Below are 19,638 nucleotides of genomic sequence, written 5' to 3'. Positions count from 1 at the left end.
CTGAATTAGGGGTTGTAGCGGTGAGGATGGGCAAAAGGAAAGTTACTTTACAAACGAAAATTTTGGGGTTAATTATCGGGCTTTTGCTTGTTGTCATTGCATTATTAACCATTTGTTTTGGTTTTCTGCAGACATCGGAAAGGCAGGGACAAGCTGAACAGCTGGCGGTGCAGACCGCTAGAACGATATCATATATGCCGCCCATTAAAGCATCGGTGGCCGTGTCAGCTTCCAAAAATGAAGAACAGGCAGTGCTTGAGCAAATGAAGGAGCAAGTAAGAGCACATGCCATCTTTATTACCAATCGAAAAGGAAAGGTTCTTGTTCATACGAATCATGAGGACGTAGGAAAAACCATCAGTGTATCGGAAGGAAGAAGTACCCTCTTATTTGGAGGAACTTCTATATCCACTGATGATTCTAATGGTGAAACCGTTGTCAGAGGCAGTGCGCCCATTATGAAAGAAACAGAAGGGCATGAAGAAATTATTGGGACAGTCACCGTTGAATTTTTAAAAAAGGAAATCGATCAAGCGACAGCTCATCAGCTATTGAAGCTTAGCTATATTGCCCTTCTTGTGCTCTTGCCTGGCATATTCGGTGCGATTTTTTTAACAAAGAGTATTCGCAAAGATACATTAGGGCTTGAGCCGCATGAAATTGCTTCGCTGTATCGAGAAAGAGAAGCGATGCTGCTCGCTATAAAAGAAGGAATCATTGCGTTTGACCAGAAAGGCGCGATTACGATGATGAATACATCAGCTGAACATATGCTGCGCGTCTCATCAGAACTGCCCCTTCATATTGATCAAGTCTTACCAAATGCCAAACTTCTTTTCTATTTAAAGGCAGAGACGATTGAACCTAACATCGAAACCGTCGTCAATGATAAAACCTATGTTTTAAATGTGAAAAAGGTAATGCAGGACAATCGAGTATTCGGAGGGATTGTGAGCTTTAGGGAGAAAACCGAACTGACGAAGCTGCTGGATACATTAACAGAGGTCAGCCAGTATTCAGAAGACCTGAGAGCACAAACGCACGAATTCTCAAATAAGCTGTATGCCATCTTAGGCCTGCTTGAGCTGAATCAAGTCGATGAAGCCATCGACTTGATTAAAGAAGAATATCATCTGCAAAACCGACAGCACGATTTACTCATGAAGCAGATTCGGTCTCCTAAAATACAAGCGATCTTACTTGGCAAGCTAGGGAAAGCATCTGAGAAGAAAGTCCATTTCCACATTGATGAAAATAGCTCACTAGAGCCGCTCCCAGCTCATTTAAGTCTATCTCACTTTATCACCATCATTGGCAATCTCGTAGATAATGCTTTTGAAGCTGTATTAAATAAGGAGAAGCGCGAGGTAGACCTATTCATCACAGATATTGGGTTTGATATTATCATAGAAGTGTCAGATTCAGGTGATGGAGTGAATGAAGAGGAAATGTCACAGATTTTCACAAGAGGCCATTCGTCAAAGGGAGAAGGACGAGGCTACGGGCTTGCGAATGTGAAAGAAGTATTGGACGAGCTTGGGGGCTGGATTGAAGTTGCGAACCAAAAAGAAGGCGGTGCCATCTTTACTGTATACATACCGAAAGGCACAAAGGGGGAATAGATGGTGATTAAGGTACTCATTGCGGAGGATGATTTTCGAATCGCTGCCATTCATGAATCTTATATACAAAAGATAGAAGGATTTAAGGTCGCCGGAAAGGCAAAGAGTGCAAAGGATATGTGGGAGGCGCTCCAAAGGGAGCAAGTTGATCTCATCTTACTTGATGTCTATATGCCTGATGAGCTCGGCACAAACTTGCTGCCGCTTTTAAGAGAACGCTGTCCTGAAGTAGATGTGATCATTATCACGGCTGCAACGGAAACGACGCTTTTAAGAGATGCACTTCATTACGGAGTGGTTCATTATTTAATCAAACCGGTAACTGCACAAAAGTTTGCACAAGTTTTAACCGAATATAAAGAAAAGAAAGACATCATCAATTCAAAGGATGAAGTCAATCAAACGATGATCGATCTGTTTTTTGGGCAAATGCAGGAAGAGCCAAAACAAAGGGATGACAGAGATCTCCCCACAGGCATTAATTCACTGACCTTGGATAAAGTGAAAACATTGATGGCATCTGAAAATAGCGGAATTACAGCAGAAGAACTCGGGGAAAAGATGGGCGCATCACGTACAACTGCGAGACGGTACGTAGAGTACCTTGTGACAACAGGGGAATGCCGGGCAGAGCTTGCATACGGAATCATTGGCAGACCTGAACGTAAATATTATCCTGCCAAACAAGCGGAGTCATAAAAGATGAAAAAAGCAATATTTTTTGTTATCGTGCTCTGCCTTTGTATCACGCTCACTTTTAATGAAAAAAAGGCCGGAGATTCTTTCCTTCAGCAAAGCTCCTTATATATTGTGGTGTCGGGTGTACCAGAGGGGGGATTTGACCAAACGGCTCAGGTGATGAAATCAGTGCTTGAACAAGAGAAGCTGGTGAACCGGCCTGTGAACATTCTTTATCAAAGAGGCGGAACGGTGGATAAAGGATGGACATACATGATGGAGCGAGAAGCCAACTATATCAGTTTAAATTCAAGCTTATTGTTAAGCCGTAACTTGCTTGGCAGCAGTAACGTGACGATGAATGATGTGACACCGCTGGCAATCCTTGCAGAAGAGTGGCAGGTCGTCGCAGTCCCAGTAGATTCTCCTTTTGCAAATGGGAAGGAGCTGTTACACGCACTCAAGAAAAAACCAGATTCCTTAAAAATTGGATTTGCCCCTGACTTTGGAAATGATGATCAAATCTCATTCGCCCGGGCAGCAGAAATGGCAGGGATTGATCCATATCGCATTCAATTTCTGAAATTTGACAGTGCAGATGATTTATTTCAGGCGCTCATCGACCATGAGGTAGATGCAGCAACGACTACTATTACAGAGGTTCGTCATGATTATGAAAAAAAGAGGCTGAAGCTCGTAGCGACGACAACCAGCGAGCGCTTAGATGGATTTGAAGATGTGCCGACATGGAAAGAGCAGGGCATACCGCTCATCTTTTCCCATTGGCGCGGTGTGATGGGCCCAAAACAAATGAGTCAGCATGACATTCGTGAATGGGATCAGCTTCTTCAAAAAATGACGAAAACGAAGTCCTGGAAAAAGCGATTAAAGCAAAAGGGCTGGACAAGTCGTTATATGAACAGCAAAGAGGCAAAGATCTTTATGGAAGATCAATTAAGGCAATACGAGCAATTGATACAAGGAGAACAAGCGGTCGAGTGAGACCGCTTCCAGCATGTAGACAAACCCTTGCATTCGCCCGCATTCCTGTGTGCCGGTGCTCACGAATCTCACATTCGCTCCACTCCAGTACTCGTCTTTCCTAGACTTCTATCAAGAAGACAAAGGGCTAAAATAAACCCTTTGTTTTTTTCATGGAATGAAAAAGGCCAATGTTTGAACAAAATGAACAAAAAGCATTTATCGACCGAAAAAGAATTAAAATTCATAATATTTACTTCAATTCTCACCTCAGATATGATGACAAAAAGGGTTGGAAATGGGATACCAACACATTAATGAAAGCGTATACAACATAAGGGGTGAACAATATGTTAGCAATCTTAGGATTTCTTATGATGATAGTATTTATGGTTTTGATTATGACGAAACGTATGTCTGTTTTAACGGCATTGGTGTTAACACCGATTGCATTTGCTCTTATCGCAGGTTTTCATTTTACTGAAATTTCAGACATGATTGTCAAAGGCGTGCAGCAAGTCGCACCGACAGCGGTCATGATCATGTTTGCGATTTTGTACTTCGGCATTATGATTGATGCGGGTTTATTTGACCCAATGGTGGCGAAAATTTTAAAAATCGTTAAAGGCGATCCATTAAAAATCGTAGTCGGAACAGCTGTCCTGACGATGCTTGTTGCACTTGATGGTGACGGAACAACGACATATATGATTACAACAACAGCGATGCTTCCACTATTTACACTGCTTGGCATCCGACCAATTATTTTAGCCGGAATTGCCGGAGTTGGCATGGGAATTATGAATACAATTCCGTGGGGAGGAGCCACACCTAGAGCAGCGAGTGCACTTGGGGTCGATCCTTCACTTTTATTTGGCCCGATGATTCCAGTCATTGGTGCAGGGGTTCTCAGTATGATTATTGTTGCTTATTTTCTTGGAAAAGCCGAAAGAAAACGTCTTGGTGTCATTGAACTTGACCAGCCGATTCATGCAAATGAAATGGCAGCTGCACTGCAAGATGACATCAAACGACCGAAGCTTTGGTGGTTTAACCTGGCGCTAACTTTGTTATTGGTGCTGCTGCTTGTATCAGGTAAAGTCAGTTTAACTGTTCTATTTGTTCTTGCTTTCTGTGTGGCAATTATTGTGAACTATCCGAACTTGGACCAGCAGCGTGAGCGAATTGCGGCTCACTCCACAAACGTTTTAGCCATTGCCTCGATGATTTTTGCGGCAGGTGTTTTTACAGGTATTCTAACTGGAACGAAAATGGTTGATGAAATGGCGATTTCGATTGTATCTGCAATTCCAGAGCAGCTTGGCGGCTTTATTCCAGTCATTGTCGCATTAACAAGCGGGATCTTTACTTTCTTTATGCCGAATGATGCATACTTTTATGGCGTACTGCCGATCCTATCAGAAACAGCGGCAGCTTACGGTGTCGATAAAATTGAGATTGCCAGAGCCTCTATTATCGGTCAGCCGATTCATATGTTAAGTCCACTTGTTCCATCGACTCATTTACTTGTTGGACTTGTTGGCGTATCACTGGATCAGCATCAGAAATTTGGGATGAAATGGGCTGTGCTGGCAGTTGTCGCTATGACTGTCATGGCAGTTCTCATTGGGGCTATTTCCATCTGGTAAATAAAAAGTGTCTGCTGTGAGCAGGCACTTTTTTTAGGTCATATTGCTGGGGAGGCTCCATTCATTTGCCCTAGACAAAGAGATGCCTGTTCCTCCAAAAGATTTATTTTTGAAAAATACTGACACTTTTGCTGTTTTTTTCTTTATAATGCAAATCAACGAAGGGAGAGGATAGCATGTCCAAACGAAAAGGCACGATTCTTTTTGCTGCTGTATGCCTCATGGCAGGCAGTTTGTCGATGGTGAGCCCAGCTTCAGCTCATGCAGAAACCCCTTATTACGGAAAGAATTATGAACAGCCGGCTTCAGTGAAAAAGCTATACCCTGAGCCTGACGAGACGTTTGATACCCCTGCCTTTCAGAAAAAAGAAGAAACATTTACAACACAAGAAGAGCTTCAAACTTTCTTACGAGACATTGTCCACAAAAGTCCTTACGCCACGCAGAAACAGATTGGAACATCCATTGAAGGCAGGTCCATCCAGGCCCTGTACTTTACAAAGGATCGCTCGATTACTCCACTTTCAAAAAAGCCAACAATCTGGCTCCAAGCACAAATACACGGAAATGAACCAGCCTCCGGTGAATCTGCTCTCGTCATTGCAAAACGATTAGCAGGTAAAGAAGGAGACCGTATACTTAATCATGTCAATATCATCATTGTCCCAAGAATCAATCCTGATGGTTCTTATGCGTTTGACCGCAGACTGGCAAACGGATTAGATGGTAATCGTGATCATATGACATTAGAATCTCCAGAACTGACAGCCCTGCATCAAGAATTTAATCGGTATGCGCCAGAAGTGGTCATTGATGCCCATGAATACGATGTGGGCCAAAAGCAGTTTGAAGATATCGGTTCATCAGGCGCTCTCAAATATCATGATTTGCTTATTTTATCAGGGAAGAATCTAAACATTCCTGAAAGCATCCGGCTGACATCAAATGAGTTATATGTTAACGGAGTTCGTGAAACGCTGACGAATAAAGGGTTTTCTAACGATTCGTATTATACAAACACAAGAGGAAAGGATGGCAAGATCGACATTTATGAAGGTGGAACGGATGCGCGAATTGGCCGAAATGCCCTTGCACTTTCGCCAGCCCTGTCATTTCTTGTAGAAAGCAGAGGGATTGGGATTGGGAGAGAGGATTTTTCCCGCCGCGTCGCTGCGCAAGTAGCCACCCATGAAAAAATCATTGAGACCACGGTGAAACATGCCAAGCAGGTGAAGCAGCAAATGGTGACGGAGCGGCTGAAGCTTGTGAAAAAAGGGCTTCATCCAAAAGATGACGATCAAGTCGTCATTCAAGATGCTTTCAAATCACCTGTTGATGACAAGCTGGAAATGGTTGATATTGAGAAAGGACAGACCACCAATGTTCCTGTACGTTTTCATAGTGCGAGCGATGCTGTTCCTGTCTTAACGAGAGAACGGCCGACAGCTTACCTCATTCTTCCGGGGCATGAAGGAGTAGAAAGGAAACTCAGAACATTAGGGTTAAAAAGTGTCACATTGCCGGTTGGCATGAAGTTGCCGGTACAAGCCTACAAGGTGACAAAACGAGAGGAAAAGAGCAAATCAGATATTCAGCTTGAAACAAAACTCGTTGACAAGAAACGTCAGCTGCCAAAAGGAACAAAGGTATATGTCACGGCACAGCCGCAAACCAATTTGCTGTCACTTGCCCTTGAACCAGAATCAAAGGACAGCTATATGTCATCAGGGTTTATCGCTTCAAAAACAGGTGATGAACTACCAGTCTATCGTTTCGTGCTTCCTCAAAATACGTTAGGCATTCAATAAAAAGGGGCTAAGATTTTATCAAATGTAAAAGCGGCACTAGGCGTGCCGCTTTTTTATTTTCGTCCAGCTCTTATTTCATCTGTCATGCCTTCATATGGTGCTTCTGCGATAATGGTTTCGTCATTCACACCTGCATGATGGATATACGTAATGTCCGCAAATTCTGGGACAACATATTTCGGATAGGTTTCGTATTTTTCACGAGATTCTTTCATGAGATCGATGTAGTCATTTTGATAGCAGACGGTGATGTCTGGACGTTCATGCACCCATTTTGGGAAGAAGATGACGCCATGCATGCGTTTTTCTTCAGGCATAAAGTTTAGAGAGACGTCTGTCCCAGTTGGTTCTGTCCAAGAGACTTTGTATACGCCTTTTGTCAGCTTTACAATATTTACTTCCTGATCACGGACCCAACGTCCTCCAACCATTCCGCTATGAATGCGGTAATCAATGGTGTGATCGTTTTTAATGTAAATCTCATATTCCCAGCCATTTTCATACGTATAAATCATATGAAGTCCAACGAATTGATCCATGTTTATTCCTTCTTTCATTAGAATGATGTTTTTTCAAACATGTTGTGATTTACATGTTTATTTTAAAGTCTATGGTATACTATTGTCAAAGAATAAGCGTTGGAGGCACATCATGAGAGTACTAAAATATGCCATTCTTGGCTTGCTGGATCAGCATGAGCTGACAGGATACGATATTACGAAACATTTTAAGGACTCCCTTGGACAGTTTTGGAGTGCAAAGCACAGTCAGATTTACCCTGAGCTGAAGCGTCTCACAGAGGAAGGGTTTATTGAATTTGATATTCACATACAAGGAAAAAAGCTGGAGAAGAAGGTCTATCAAATCACAGCGGCAGGAAAAGAAGAATTGCGTCAGTGGTTAAGAACAAAAGATCCGATTCCGGAAACAACAAAGGATGAATTCATGCTCAAAACATTTTTCATCTCCTCCATGGACAAAAAAGAAGCGGCTGACCTCTTTGCATATCAACTTTTAGAGCGCACCAAGAAAGTAGATGTGCTGGAACAAAAGCTGCACGCTTTGACAGAGGAAGACCCTTCTGCTGAATCACTGCATTCAGCGCAATTTGGGCATTACTTAGTGCTGACAAGGGCAATCGAAAGAGAAAAAGGCTATGTCCGCTGGCTCCAAAAGACCCTTATACGTATTGATTCATCTATGGTCTAAGGACAATGGTCGGATGATTTGATAAAAAATGGTTTGAAACGAGTGAATTTATCAATAGAAACCGCTACAATGGATATATTCGTATTAAAGTGAGGCGAGTATGTTTGAGTAATCAAGAAGCGTTGTGGAATGAAGCAGAAGCTTTTATTTCTGTATGCTATGAAGAATTAAATAAGTCAAATGAAGAGAAAGCAGCACGTCTGCATGAAATAAAAAAAGAAATTGAGTCTGAAGGTAGTTATACGCATACACTAGAGGAATTAGCTCACGGGGCGAAAATGGCATGGCGCAACAGTAACCGCTGCATTGGCCGTTTGTTTTGGTCGACCCTGCAAGTGCATGACTGCCGGCATGTAAAGACAGAGGATGAGGTGAAAGAGGCGCTCTTTCATCATATTGAGTATGCGACAAATGGCGGGAAAATCAAACCGTCCATCACGATCTTTCCCCCAGAGAGTCACAAGCAGAAGGAAGTCGTCATTTATAATCATCAGCTCGTTCGTTATGCAGGCTATGAGACGGAATATGGCATCATCGGCGACGAGGCATCTCTTGAATTAACAAAATTATGTGAAGCCCATGGCTGGAAAGGAGAGGGCACACATTTTGATATTCTACCTCTCATGTTTCAGCTAAAAGATCAGCCACCTGTTCTGTATGAGCTTCCGAAAGAAATCGTTCAAGAGGTAGAGATCACCCATCCTGAATATGATGGATTCCGTGATTTGGGACTAAGATGGTATGCGGTTCCGATTATTGCTGATATGAAATTAGAGATTGGCGGTATTCATTACAATGCTGCACCGTTCAACGGCTGGTATATGGGCACAGAAATTGGCGCACGCAACCTAGCGGATGAAAACCGCTATAATATGCTAAAAAAAGTTGCTTCTCTTTTAGGACTGGACACGACCAAGAATTCGTCCCTTTGGAAGGATAAAGCCATTGTCGAATTGAATGTGGCGGTTCTCCATTCTTATCGCGAAGCAGGGGTAACCATTGTCGATCACCATACAGCAGCACATCAATTCAAGCAGTTTGAAAAGCAGGAAGAAAAGGCTGACCGCAAGCTGACTGGGGACTGGACATGGCTGATTCCCCCTGTATCACCAGCTGCTACCCACATATTCCACAAGCATTACGACAATACGATTGTGAAACCAAACTATTTTTATCAGGACAAGCCCTATCACGGGACAGAAAAAGCCTAGCGAGAGCTAGGTTTTTTTTATGACCGTATTCGAAAATCTCGATAATGAGCCAGCTCCGTGAGCGGTTCCATGTGCATGCCGGTGACTTTTGAAAAAGGACTTCCTTTCCGGACAGTTTCTAAGAAATCAATCACTTTCTGCTGCTCACCTTCTACCTTTAACTCGACATGACCTTCATCAGTGTTGCGTACCCAGCCTTTCATTCCACGATTGACGGCTTCTCCCTGAACAAAATAACGAAAGCCGACTCCTTGCACACGTCCTTTTACAATGGCGTGATAATGAACCATGGTCATCTCTCCTTTTTTCACATCGTACCATAGCCTGCATCTGATCTTCACGCCTCGACTTTGATTTGTTTGTCAAACGATGTAAAATAAAAGCCAGTAGACAACCAAAGGAGATGGCCATCGTGGGACAGAAGAGATATGCCATAGAAGGAATCCAAGTGGGACAACCTATCATCACCTATGCGAACGGAAAAGAAATCAAAACAGCCATCAACAAAAAGCGCATTCATGAGCCTGTGTATTTAAGTCAGATCAATTTTGAGGGAGATGGCCAAGGTGATTTGATTCATCATGGGGGTTATGATAAAGCCGTCTGCGTCTTTCCGTACGATCATTATGCTTACTTTGAGCAATTTTTAGGGATTCCTTTACAGGAAGCTGCCTTTGGCGAGAATGTAACAGTACGCAAGCTAGTCGAGACGAATGTACATATTGGCGATGTGTTTCAGCTTGGAGATGCATTTGTTGAGGTGAGTCAGCCAAGACAGCCTTGTGTGAAATTATCTGTTAAGCATGGCAACATGAAGATTGTAAAGGAAGTGCAGAAAACAGGGTATACAGGCTTTTATTTACGCGTACTAAAAGAAGGCATGGTGCCGCCTGATGCATCGCTTGTACTCGTAGAAAAAGCGTCCCATCACATTACGGTCCATGAGGTCAATGAAGTCAAATATCGTCAAACAAGTCCAGAGAGACTGAAAGCCGTTCTTGAAGTAGAAGCTTTAGCAGATGTGGTGAGGAAGTCTTTAGAAAAACGAATTCAGCACATTTAAAAAAAGCCGTACATCAGCTTAAGATGTACGGCTTTTCAGCGTTTATGAGCTGCGTTTCTTTTGCTCAAGAAGATTTGCAAGGAAATATGTTTTTAAGCTTTGAAGCTTTCTTCCTTCATGCTTAGTCACACCAAGCTTCTTCAATTCTTCGACATACCAGCCTTTGCTACCATAATGCATGATAGAAAACTCCTTTCAATTGAAACTGCCTGCATTGTAACATCTCAAAAAAGGACGTGAAAAGCGTGCAGGTGTCAAGAAATGAAAACTGATTCTATCTGCCTATGATCCATGTATATGCTGGAAATATTGATTTATGAATTTGGCGGGTTGAGGGTAACGAGGATCATGCCGACCGTCATAATCATGATGATAACACCAAGATAGGTCATCATGGATTGTTTTTTCTTAATCCCTACAACCGTTAAAATAATACTTTCGATGAAAAAGATAACACCTATGATGATGAACCACATATCAAATAAGACCCCTTTCGCATATCTTTGCCTATTTTACCACAGGCATTTTTGTTTAGTCGTGACAGATTCGTGAAACGGGCATGAAAAAATCCCCTCCAGTAAAGGAAGGGACCCGCTGGCTTACAGCTTTGTTAAAATAATCGGTTCGTCTTTAGTGATCACAATGGTATGTTCAATCTGTGCGACTAGACTTTTATCTGGTGTTTTAAATGTCCAGCCATCATCAGCCTGATAAATCGATTCAGCATTTGTTGAAATGAAGGGCTCGAAGGCAATAACTGTGCCATTTTTAAACAAAGCATTATCGAATGGATCATAGTAGTTCAAAATATGGTTAGGTGCTTCATGCAGGTTCTTCCCAATGCCGTGTCCTGTCAGGTTTTTAATAACGGTAAATCCTTGTTCTTTCGCTGTATTGTAGACCGCACGGCCAATTTGGTTTTGTCTTTTACCGGCTTTTGCATGTTTTAATCCTTCTAGGAACGCATCCTCCGCACACTTACATAATGCTTCAAGACGAGCATCACCTGTACCTAAAACAAATGAAATGCCTGTATCGGAATAATATCCGTCAAGCTCTGCTGAGATATCAATGTTTACGAGGTCACCCTCTTGTAAAATGGTTTTTTCACTAGGGATACCGTGTGCCACTTCATCGTTCACGCTGATACAAGTGGTACCAGGGAAGTCATATTCCTTTTCAGGTGCTGAATTGGCCCCATGCTCTTCTAATATTTTTTTCCCAATCAAATCTAATTCTTTTGTAGACATGCCTGGTTTCGCTTGGCTTTTCATTTCTTCTCTTGCCAAAGCGACAATTCGGCCGACTTTTTTTAAGGCTTCTAACTCATGATCATGTTTGACAATCACTGTTCATTCCCGCTTTCTATAACTTCATTCTATTCAATAGCTTACCACATTTTACGCCAAAAGAGTAAAGAGCGGAATTCAAATGGATGTGGACAAATTGGTATAGATAACTAGACGTGCATATGATATATTTTTTATGAACATCATGAACGTTTTAGTCATGATGATGACAAAGGGGGGAGAAGTCAGATGGTGTTTCAGTTTTTTCAAAAGCTAGGAAAATCATTTATGCTTCCAATCGCTGTACTTCCAGCAGCAGGGATTATTTTGGCCATTGGGCGTGAGGATGTATTCAATATCCCGTTTATTTATGAGGCAGGGAATGCAATTTTTGCGAACTTGGCTTTAATTTTTGCAATGGGTGTAGCGATTGGTATTTCAAAGGATGGGAATGGGGCAGCGGCATTATCAGGTGCGATTTCTTATTTTATTTTGTCAGCCGGTACAACATCGATCAACTCCACCAACAATATGGGGGTATTGGGCGGTATTTTGTGCGGGCTTTTGGCAGGTTATGTTTACAATAAATTTAAGGATACGAAACTGCCGGAATACTTAGGTTTCTTTAGCGGAAGGCGGCTTGTGCCTATTATGACGGCACTTTTCACCATTCTATTAGCAGCCGTTTTCGGATATGTATGGCCTCCGATTCAAAGTGTGATCAATGATTTAGGGGAATGGATTTTAAGTCTCGGTGCAACAGGTGCAGGGCTGTTTGGTTTCTTTAACCGATTGCTCATTCCATTAGGACTTCACCATGTTTTGAATAACTTATTTTGGTTTCAATTCGGGGAATTCAGCGGGGCAACAGGGGATTTAGCGCGATTCTTTAAAGGAGATCCAAGCGCGGGTGTCTTTATGACAGGATTCTTCCCAGTGATGATGTTTGGTCTGCCAGCGGCATGTCTAGCCATGGTTGTGACTGCAAAACCTGAGAAGCGAAAAGCAACAGCTGGTCTGATGATTGGGATGGCACTTACATCATTTATTACAGGGATCACTGAACCAATTGAATTTTCTTTCATGTTTTTATCTCCACTTTTATATGGTGTCCATGCTATTTTAACAGGGCTTTCGCTTTTTATTGTGAACACCCTCGGGATTCATAGCGGTTTTGCCTTTTCAGCAGGTGCGATTGATTACGTCTTAAGCTTCGGCATTGCGCAAAAGCCGATCTTGCTTCTTGCAGTAGGAATCATTTATGGCGTCGTGTACTTTGTCGTTTTCTATTTCCTCATTAAACTATTAAAGCTGAAAACACCAGGCAGGGAAGATGATGACATGGAAGATATCGCAGCGGATGATGCGGTGACAACAGGAGGAGCAAGTATGCTCGTAGAGGGACTTGGGGGCAAAGACAATATCACCACTATTGATCATTGTGCCACACGTCTTCGCTTAACAGTAGAGGATACAAATTTATTAAATGAAGGTACATTGAAAAAAGCAGGCGCCAAAGGGGTGCTGACTTCTGGAAAAACATCCGTACAAATTATCATTGGAACGAATGTAGAATTTGTCGCAGATGATCTCCGTAAGGAAGTCGATCGAGATTAAAAAAAGCGTTCAGCCAGGTCAAACGGGCTGAACGTTTTTTTGTTTACGCTGTTCGATCACTAGCACAATACTGATCACGACGAGTAAGAACCATGAACTAATTTTCCCTAGATGAACAATGGACCAAGCATGCTGCTGATTTGGATATTGCCATGCGCCTAAAAAGGTGGTGACATTTTCGGCAATCCAAATGAAAAAGCCAATCAGGAAAAATGAAACAACAAGCGGCATTCGAAAGGAAGATGGACCAACCTGAAACGAAACCGACGTTTTCCAAAACACAAGAACAAGCAGACATGTCAGCCACCACCTGACATCATAAAGCCAGTGATGCGTAAAGAAATTGAGATAAATGCACAAACTGATACCAATTGAAAGAAATGGATGAGGCCAGTCGGTCACTTTTACATGAAGTCGTGAAAATGCCTGATAAATATAACTAGCCACACTCGCATACATAAAGCCGCTATAAAGTGGAACCCCAAATATTTTTGTATAAGCTTCTTCTGGATAGGACCAAGAGCCCATATGTACTTTATACACTTCCAAACAGATTCCTATGAGATGAAATAGACAAATGACCTTTAGCTCCGCCCAACTCTCCAGCCGCAGCGCAAGCATCAGGATTTGAGCTGCGAGGCAAAGCAGTAGAATGAAATCATACCGGTGAAGAAAAGGAATAGACACCGTCTTTGATAGGGCAAGCGCCGCAAAGATCATGACGGGGAATAGACATGAGATGGCCTGTAAATAAGCAAAATGAAATAGTGTTTTCATACAAAATTAAACCCCTTTTTACTGTCTGAAATGACTTAGACGGTTTTCGCAAGGGAAAAGTTTACCTCTATGAAGCAGAAAGAACAAGATAAGATGAATTCTGGTGGTGACCTGTTCAGTTTTGACTCAGCTCAAAGAACACCCTCTTAATAGAGGGTGTTTTTATAAAGTTTAATCAAAAATACCTCATAAACCCTTATTTTACGATAAATTAGAAGAATCCATTTTGAAAAAAGTATGATCAAAATGGATTCTTCTCTAGCATATTTAAGTTTTGGTTTTATAAAAAAGTTTGATCATTTTTTATCAGGAATTTAATTAAATTTATAGTAATCAACCATTATGGCAACTTTCAAAGCATGATCAATCTCATTTACTCTTAATTGTAAATGGATTGTGCTTCTTCTTCCTAAACTGTGATGTTTCTTTTGCTTCCTGTTTTATGCAGGAACAGTTTTTTTCCTTAAGAAACGTCTTTCTACCAAATATACGACGAACATAGACAACAAGCCGACACCGATCGGTATGCCGAACGCTTCGTACGAAAATGGTGCTCCTTTAAGCTTAAGCTGGCTTGTGGCGCGGTACTCGAGCCGCTTGGCGGCGAATTTCGCCGTCAAGATATCTTCTTGCTTCGCCAAATCTTCAAACGCAGGTTCCATCGCGAACCGCTCTGGCGAATCACTGTGCAGGAAAAGCTGCTCAGCCTTTCCACCGTTCACGTTCCAGTTTCGGATATCATCTGCAGCGCGCGTCTTCACGTCCGGTCCCACAAAAATCATTTTGTCGAGTTTTGGAGCATCGTCTATTTGATATCGGGCGATCAGGTTCAGACCGTGCCGAGTAACAACCGGCTCGCGTTTGTTGGATATCGTCAATGTTGTTGTTGTTCCAGAAGCCCCGTACGTGTCAAAAGCCGAGGATAACATCAGCTCGTCGGCACCGTCATACAGCAGGACTCCGTTCTTTTCCTTGCTCCATTGAAACGCATTGTTCAAAATATAGACGATATCGCTCAATCCGGCCGTGAAAGGCTCCATTTGCGGATGCTGAACAAAATCGTAGGAAGGGTAATTCATTTCCTTCGCCACTTTCTCCGCTACAGGATCTCCCATTTGCTGGGATATAACATACAGTGTGGCATCAATCCCCGAAGTCAGGCCGGCGGAGGAGACTATGTTACCGTCATGCACGTAACGCTGATCCCTTTTCCAAGTAATCTCGGTATATTTCTTTTCCAATCTGCCGATATCTCCCCAATGTGTTGCTGCAGATTTCCTGTTCAGCAGGCCGGTATCCGCCAAATTTTCCGCCCCATTGCAGATGGACAACAATAGCGTTTCCTTGCCGGAGTGCTTCCTTATCCAATCGCGGACGGGTTTGTATTTCGCTTCATCCAAAATCGGCATGAAAGGGATCACAATTATATCCGGGCTTTTGCCTGTCAATTTGTCCAACTCGTCGAAAGAGTAATGCGGTACGACATCAAGCCCGCCCGTCAACGATTTTATGTTTTTGTTGGGAGCTGCCGCAAATACATTGTACGAACCCGTCATGGAGAACATTTCGTATGGTACGAGAAAATCAAACACCTCGGTTACTTCATTCGCCAAAATAACGACCACTGTTGGCTTTTTCGAATCATAGGTAGGAGTTTGGATGCTTTGTAGAGAAGCAGGAACTGGCTTATCATAAACCGACATAGCCTCCTGCATCGTGCTCATGAAACCGATCGCTCCGGTTCCTCCAACAACCAGAACGAAAACGCATACATACACGATGAAACGCCATAATTTATTCAATTGTCTTCTCTCCCTTAATGTTCTCTAGTTAATTGTGACGTGTTACTTACTTTGATAATAAAGGGAGGAGGAAATTGATTAAACCCGCTCGAGGCTTATATTTTCTCTGACTAAGGTCTTAGTAAAGGACTTTTTTCTCGAACAGCAGACGAAAGCTTATTTTAAAATATTAACTGACCGGACAGGTTGTTAGAGTATTACTTCTGGTTCTTTAAAGGTACACATCACTACTAACCAATACCTCATCCCTATCGTACTTTGACACAGCAGTTGAGTTGTTTGAAAACCATGAAACGCGTCACACTCCAAAAGTTTATTTCTACAAGCTGCACACACTTTTGAGATTTGCATAAATTAGATATTCATGAACAATTTGTGAATATATATGTGAAAAAGATCACAAATAAGATATAACATAGTATAATAAGATCATAAAGAAAATGTGAAATATTTCACATAATTTAAAAGGAGGCATCATCATGTTTACAAAATTCTTACAAACGAATGTATGGGCAGCCGTTATCCTTTTGGCAGCAAGACTTTATATCGGATGGACTTGGCTGACATCTGGTATTGGAAAACTAACAGGTGGATTTGATGCATCAGGCTATTTGCAATTTGCGATATCTGAACCTGTCGTCAAAGATGGTCATCTTGTGTATCCATTCTATGTATGGTTTTTAGAAAATGTCGCTTTGCCGAATGCCGGATTATTTAGTGCCATGGTCATGTGGGGTGAAATCTTAGTAGGCCTAGGATTAATTGTCGGATTATTCACAACAACGGCAGCCTTTTTTGGAAGCGTGATGAATGTCTCTTTCTTACTAGCTGGAACCGTCTCTGTGAACCCGCTGCTTCTTCTGATCGCAGTCTTCATCATGGCAGCGAAAGGAAATGCCGGAAAACTTGGTCTTGATTATGTAGCAGGTCCAGTCCTCAAACGAAAACTGAAAAGAAAGCCGCAATTAGAAGTGGCATCATAATAAAGAAAAGCATCCAGAGCATGTGCTCAGGATGCTTTTTTATTTAAGAATTGGCTTTTATCAAGTTGATATGCAGCACGGTGAGTTCATGCTGGCTAATATCTGGATCATGGCCTACAATAAATTCGAGTTCATAATCACTGGTTCGATACACATATTTTTTCTCTTTTGTTTGCGGGATGGTGCTCACTGAATCCGCTGATCCGAGCTGTTTCTTTAGTAGTGCAGGGGTCATTCCACCAATATTCGTTTCTTTTTCTACATTCGTTCCGAAATAACGGATTTCATCAATCTTGCCTTTTGCATCATAGTGAAAAGCAAATCCTGGATTCCCCATTTCAGCGTGATAGAGATCAAAGCTGCTTTGTCCTGTTTCTGGGTATGGATTTCCGAGCTTATGATGAACGTCTTTTTTTGTTTGAACGCCTATTTTGAGCCCTTTTGCATAGTAAGGCATCTGCCCTTTATGTGCCAGCTCATAAATGCTGTTAAGTGCGGCTTTTGGACCTTGAGGAACGGATTGTTCTGCTGCTGGTTTGGTCATGGCGTGTGCTGAGACCGCAGGGCTGAAACCGAATAAAGCGGACGAAGCAAGCGAGGCAGTCACGACAAAAGCTGCTGTTTTCTTCATGATAAATCCCTCCTTCTTCTCCTATACCCGGTGCAATCATGATCAAACGTAAAAAGAACCAGCTGATCAAGGATCGGCTGGTTCTTAGCATGAGAAAGTTATTTTGAAGAAGAGCTGGATTCATCTTTGGCGGAAGAGGAATCCTTTTCACCCTGTACTTTCTTTGTATAGTCATAGTCGTTGCGGTCAATCGGTGTAAAGCCTTTAGGCTTGTAGAAACGGAGTAAATCTTCGGTGACAATCTTATCAGATGTCTCCAGCATCTTTTTCACCGTTTCATTTTCTTGTGATGCCTTGTCAGTTGGCTCGATTTTCTCGCCTGTTTTGTTGCTGTAATAGTTATTGCCTACTTTTGTGTAGTCTTTAGACACGAAGTCACCGTTTCTAAATGGCACAAGCTCTTTAAAGTTCTTCGATAAGATATCAGAACCAGACATTAAATAGTTCTTCGTATCATCGCCAAGCAGGTGCAGAAGGGTTGGTGCGACGTCGACTTCACCAGAGTATTTATGAATCTGACCACCTTTTACGCCAGGTACATGGATAAAGAGCGGCACACGCATGAGCTGTGCATTTTCATAATCTCCAATTTTTTGTCCTGTCACTTTTTCCATCGCTTCATTATGGTTTTCAGAAATGCCGTAATGATCTCCGTACATAATGACGACTGTATTGTCATAGAGACCTGACTTTTTCAAATCGTTGAAGAACTGTTCAATCGCTTCATCTAAATAATGAGCCGATTGGAAGTAGTTATCGACGACAGAGTCACCGAAGTCACCAGGTTCGAAATCAGTGTCACCTTCGTCCATTCCAAATGGGAAATGGTTCGATAAGGTAATGAATTTCGAATAAAACGGCTGCTTCAGGTTTTTAAGCATTGGCATCGATTCTTTGAAGAACGGTTTGTCTTTCAGTCCGTAGTTCTTCGTATCCTGCTCGTTCATATCGTAGTACTCAGAATCGTAAAATCTGTCATACCCAAAGGATTTAAACATTTCATTACGGTTCCAGAAGGTTTTCGTATTACCATGGAATTCTGCTGACGTATATTGATCCTTCTTTAAAATACCAGGAAGTGCTTGATATGTGTTTTGCGCTTTGTTAATAAAAACAGAGCCCTGTGATAATGGGAATAATCCAGTATCCATCATAAATTCAGCATCAGACGTTTTTCCCTGTCCTGTTTGATGGAAGAAGTTATCAAAGTAAAACGTTTTGTTGTCGTGTGCCAATGAGTTAAGGAACGGCGTTACTTCTTTTCCATTCACTTTATAATCAATGACAAAGTTTTGCAGAGATTCAAGAGAAATTGTAATCACGTTCATGCCTTTCGCTTTCCCGTAATAAGCCGGGTTAGGATCAGCGCTGTTCGCTTTTAAATAATTCTCTACATCTGTCACGTCATTTGAATTTGCGAGAGCACGCTGGCTGTTTGATTTCACATTTTGAATGGCATCAAACACAGTAAAGTTATAAGCACCTAAATATTTAACTAAATAATTGCGGTCGAACGATCTTGATAAAAGCTCTGGACGATCGATCTCTGCAGCAACTAAGTTTAAAACAAAGATCACAACAGAGGACACAAGGACGAGTCTAAACGATTTTGACTTTTGTACAGGTACAGTCGTGGCTGTACTTGTTTGCTGCTGCCTTTTCATGCGGACTGCAAGTACGATCAAAATGATTGTATCAATAAAGTAAAACACATCAGTCCAACGCATGAGTGAAAATGCACTATCACCTAATTGTCCGCCATTCGTTCCTGCCTGCATCACTGTAGGCAGCGTGATAAAGTCATTGAAGAATCGATAGTACACGATGTTTGCGTATAGTAAAAAAGACATGAAAAAGTGAATCACAATGATAGCGGCAGGCTGCCATTTTTTCTTGAACAATAAAGCAAAGCCAAGAAAGAACAAGCTGGAGCTAATAGGATTCACGAAAAGCAAAATATGCTGAAGCACATTTGATATACCAAGTTTAAATTCGATTAAATACGCTGAATACGTTTTGAGCCATAGTAAGATGGCTGCAATCAGAAAGAAGCCGAGACCTCTTTTTTGAATAAATGTTTTCATATAAACACTCCTTTTCTCCGATACACGGAAGAGGCGGAACGAAAGAAAACGAACCATTAGAATATACCACGAAATGCACAAATAGAAAAGTCATAACCGGTGAGGCGCCTTTGCAAGCCTGTCCGAGCAATAAAAGGAGAGAAAATGAAAATATTCGCCCATCGAAAAACTTTTTATGAAAATCGACCTATTATTGACAGAAAATTCAGCAATTTTCCAGTTGCTATATCAATA

General features: G+C 41.9%; 19 protein-coding genes. 10 read left to right on the top strand and 9 right to left on the bottom strand.

Annotated features, from left to right (window positions below):
• Positions 1–26 precede the first annotated feature (26 nt).
• From OIT90_RS17635 to OIT90_RS17615, 5 genes are all read left to right on the top strand, one after another.
• The gene (locus OIT90_RS17635; protein WP_474892793.1) at positions 27–1,622 is read left to right on the top strand and encodes a sensor histidine kinase; all 1,596 of its coding nucleotides are present in this window, start codon (positions 27–29) and stop codon (positions 1,620–1,622) included.
• Between the two features lie 3 nt (positions 1,623–1,625).
• A complete protein-coding gene (locus tag OIT90_RS17630) occupies positions 1,626–2,321 on the top strand; it encodes a response regulator (RefSeq protein ID WP_025092679.1) in 696 nt (231 codons plus the stop codon).
• Between the two features lie 3 nt (positions 2,322–2,324).
• Entirely contained in the window at positions 2,325–3,302 is a 978-nt protein-coding gene (locus OIT90_RS17625) for a tripartite tricarboxylate transporter substrate-binding protein (RefSeq protein ID WP_474892792.1), read from the top strand.
• A gap of 329 nt (positions 3,303–3,631) precedes the next feature.
• Entirely contained in the window at positions 3,632–4,930 is a 1,299-nt protein-coding gene (locus OIT90_RS17620) for a citrate:proton symporter (RefSeq protein ID WP_034283666.1), read from the top strand.
• Positions 4,931–5,106: 176 nt separating this feature from the next.
• A complete protein-coding gene (locus tag OIT90_RS17615; RefSeq protein WP_327842427.1) occupies positions 5,107–6,738 on the top strand; it encodes a M14 family metallopeptidase in 1,632 nt (543 codons plus the stop codon).
• 53 nt (positions 6,739–6,791) lie between these two features.
• Here the strand turns inward: OIT90_RS17615 and OIT90_RS17610 are convergent, their stop codons facing one another.
• On the bottom strand, positions 6,792–7,277 hold the full coding sequence (locus tag OIT90_RS17610) for a phenolic acid decarboxylase (RefSeq protein ID WP_008341777.1): 486 nt from the start codon (positions 7,275–7,277) through the stop codon (positions 6,792–6,794).
• A gap of 112 nt (positions 7,278–7,389) precedes the next feature.
• On the opposite strand from OIT90_RS17610, the gene OIT90_RS17605 reads away from it, so the two are divergent.
• On the top strand, positions 7,390–7,947 hold the full coding sequence (locus OIT90_RS17605) for a PadR family transcriptional regulator (protein WP_058837494.1): 558 nt from the start codon (positions 7,390–7,392) through the stop codon (positions 7,945–7,947).
• 104 nt (positions 7,948–8,051) lie between these two features.
• Complete coding sequence (locus OIT90_RS17600; protein WP_474253237.1) at positions 8,052–9,158, top strand: nitric oxide synthase oxygenase; 1,107 nt, start codon at positions 8,052–8,054, stop codon at positions 9,156–9,158.
• 17 nt (positions 9,159–9,175) lie between these two features.
• On the opposite strand, the gene OIT90_RS17595 is transcribed toward OIT90_RS17600, so the two are convergent.
• Complete coding sequence (locus OIT90_RS17595; protein ID WP_268465824.1) at positions 9,176–9,448, bottom strand: acylphosphatase; 273 nt, start codon at positions 9,446–9,448, stop codon at positions 9,176–9,178.
• A 122-nt stretch (positions 9,449–9,570) separates the two neighbouring features.
• Between OIT90_RS17595 and OIT90_RS17590 the strand changes: the two genes are divergently transcribed.
• Positions 9,571–10,221, top strand: coding sequence for an MOSC domain-containing protein (locus OIT90_RS17590; protein ID WP_099663026.1), 651 nt, complete (start codon positions 9,571–9,573; stop codon positions 10,219–10,221).
• Between the two features lie 42 nt (positions 10,222–10,263).
• On the opposite strand, the gene OIT90_RS17585 is transcribed toward OIT90_RS17590, so the two are convergent.
• From OIT90_RS17585 to map, 3 genes are all read right to left on the bottom strand, one after another.
• Positions 10,264–10,401, bottom strand: a complete 138-nt coding sequence (locus tag OIT90_RS17585) for a YflJ family protein (RefSeq protein ID WP_064497716.1) — start codon at positions 10,399–10,401, stop codon at positions 10,264–10,266.
• A 134-nt stretch (positions 10,402–10,535) separates the two neighbouring features.
• Positions 10,536–10,697 (bottom strand): hypothetical protein, encoded by a 162-nt coding sequence (locus OIT90_RS17580; protein ID WP_087976421.1) that lies wholly within the window; start codon positions 10,695–10,697, stop codon positions 10,536–10,538.
• 123 nt (positions 10,698–10,820) lie between these two features.
• Positions 10,821–11,570 (bottom strand): type I methionyl aminopeptidase, encoded by a 750-nt coding sequence (map, locus tag OIT90_RS17575; protein WP_024424611.1) that lies wholly within the window; start codon positions 11,568–11,570, stop codon positions 10,821–10,823.
• Between the two features lie 189 nt (positions 11,571–11,759).
• On the opposite strand from map, the gene nagE reads away from it, so the two are divergent.
• Complete coding sequence (nagE, locus tag OIT90_RS17570) at positions 11,760–13,127, top strand: N-acetylglucosamine-specific PTS transporter subunit IIBC (RefSeq protein WP_064497717.1); 1,368 nt, start codon at positions 11,760–11,762, stop codon at positions 13,125–13,127.
• 18 nt (positions 13,128–13,145) lie between these two features.
• Here the strand turns inward: nagE and OIT90_RS17565 are convergent, their stop codons facing one another.
• On the bottom strand, positions 13,146–13,904 hold the full coding sequence (locus OIT90_RS17565; protein WP_474892791.1) for a DUF817 domain-containing protein: 759 nt from the start codon (positions 13,902–13,904) through the stop codon (positions 13,146–13,148).
• Positions 13,905–14,344: 440 nt separating this feature from the next.
• A complete protein-coding gene (locus OIT90_RS17560) occupies positions 14,345–15,706 on the bottom strand; it encodes a DJ-1/PfpI family protein (protein ID WP_474892790.1) in 1,362 nt (453 codons plus the stop codon).
• 479 nt (positions 15,707–16,185) lie between these two features.
• Between OIT90_RS17560 and OIT90_RS17555 the strand changes: the two genes are divergently transcribed.
• Complete coding sequence (locus tag OIT90_RS17555; RefSeq protein ID WP_024426621.1) at positions 16,186–16,689, top strand: DoxX family protein; 504 nt, start codon at positions 16,186–16,188, stop codon at positions 16,687–16,689.
• A 43-nt stretch (positions 16,690–16,732) separates the two neighbouring features.
• On the opposite strand, the gene OIT90_RS17550 is transcribed toward OIT90_RS17555, so the two are convergent.
• Together OIT90_RS17550 and ltaS are read right to left on the bottom strand one after the other, a co-directional pair.
• Positions 16,733–17,320, bottom strand: coding sequence for a YjgB family protein (locus OIT90_RS17550; protein ID WP_144490807.1), 588 nt, complete (start codon positions 17,318–17,320; stop codon positions 16,733–16,735).
• A gap of 98 nt (positions 17,321–17,418) precedes the next feature.
• Complete coding sequence (gene ltaS, locus OIT90_RS17545) at positions 17,419–19,404, bottom strand: lipoteichoic acid synthase (RefSeq protein WP_474892789.1); 1,986 nt, start codon at positions 19,402–19,404, stop codon at positions 17,419–17,421.
• Positions 19,405–19,638 lie beyond the last annotated feature (234 nt).

It is taken from the genome of Bacillus sp. ABR, from assembly GCF_056172715.1.
Note: the sequence above shows the minus strand (reverse complement) of the source record. Positions and strands in the feature narration are given on the sequence as shown.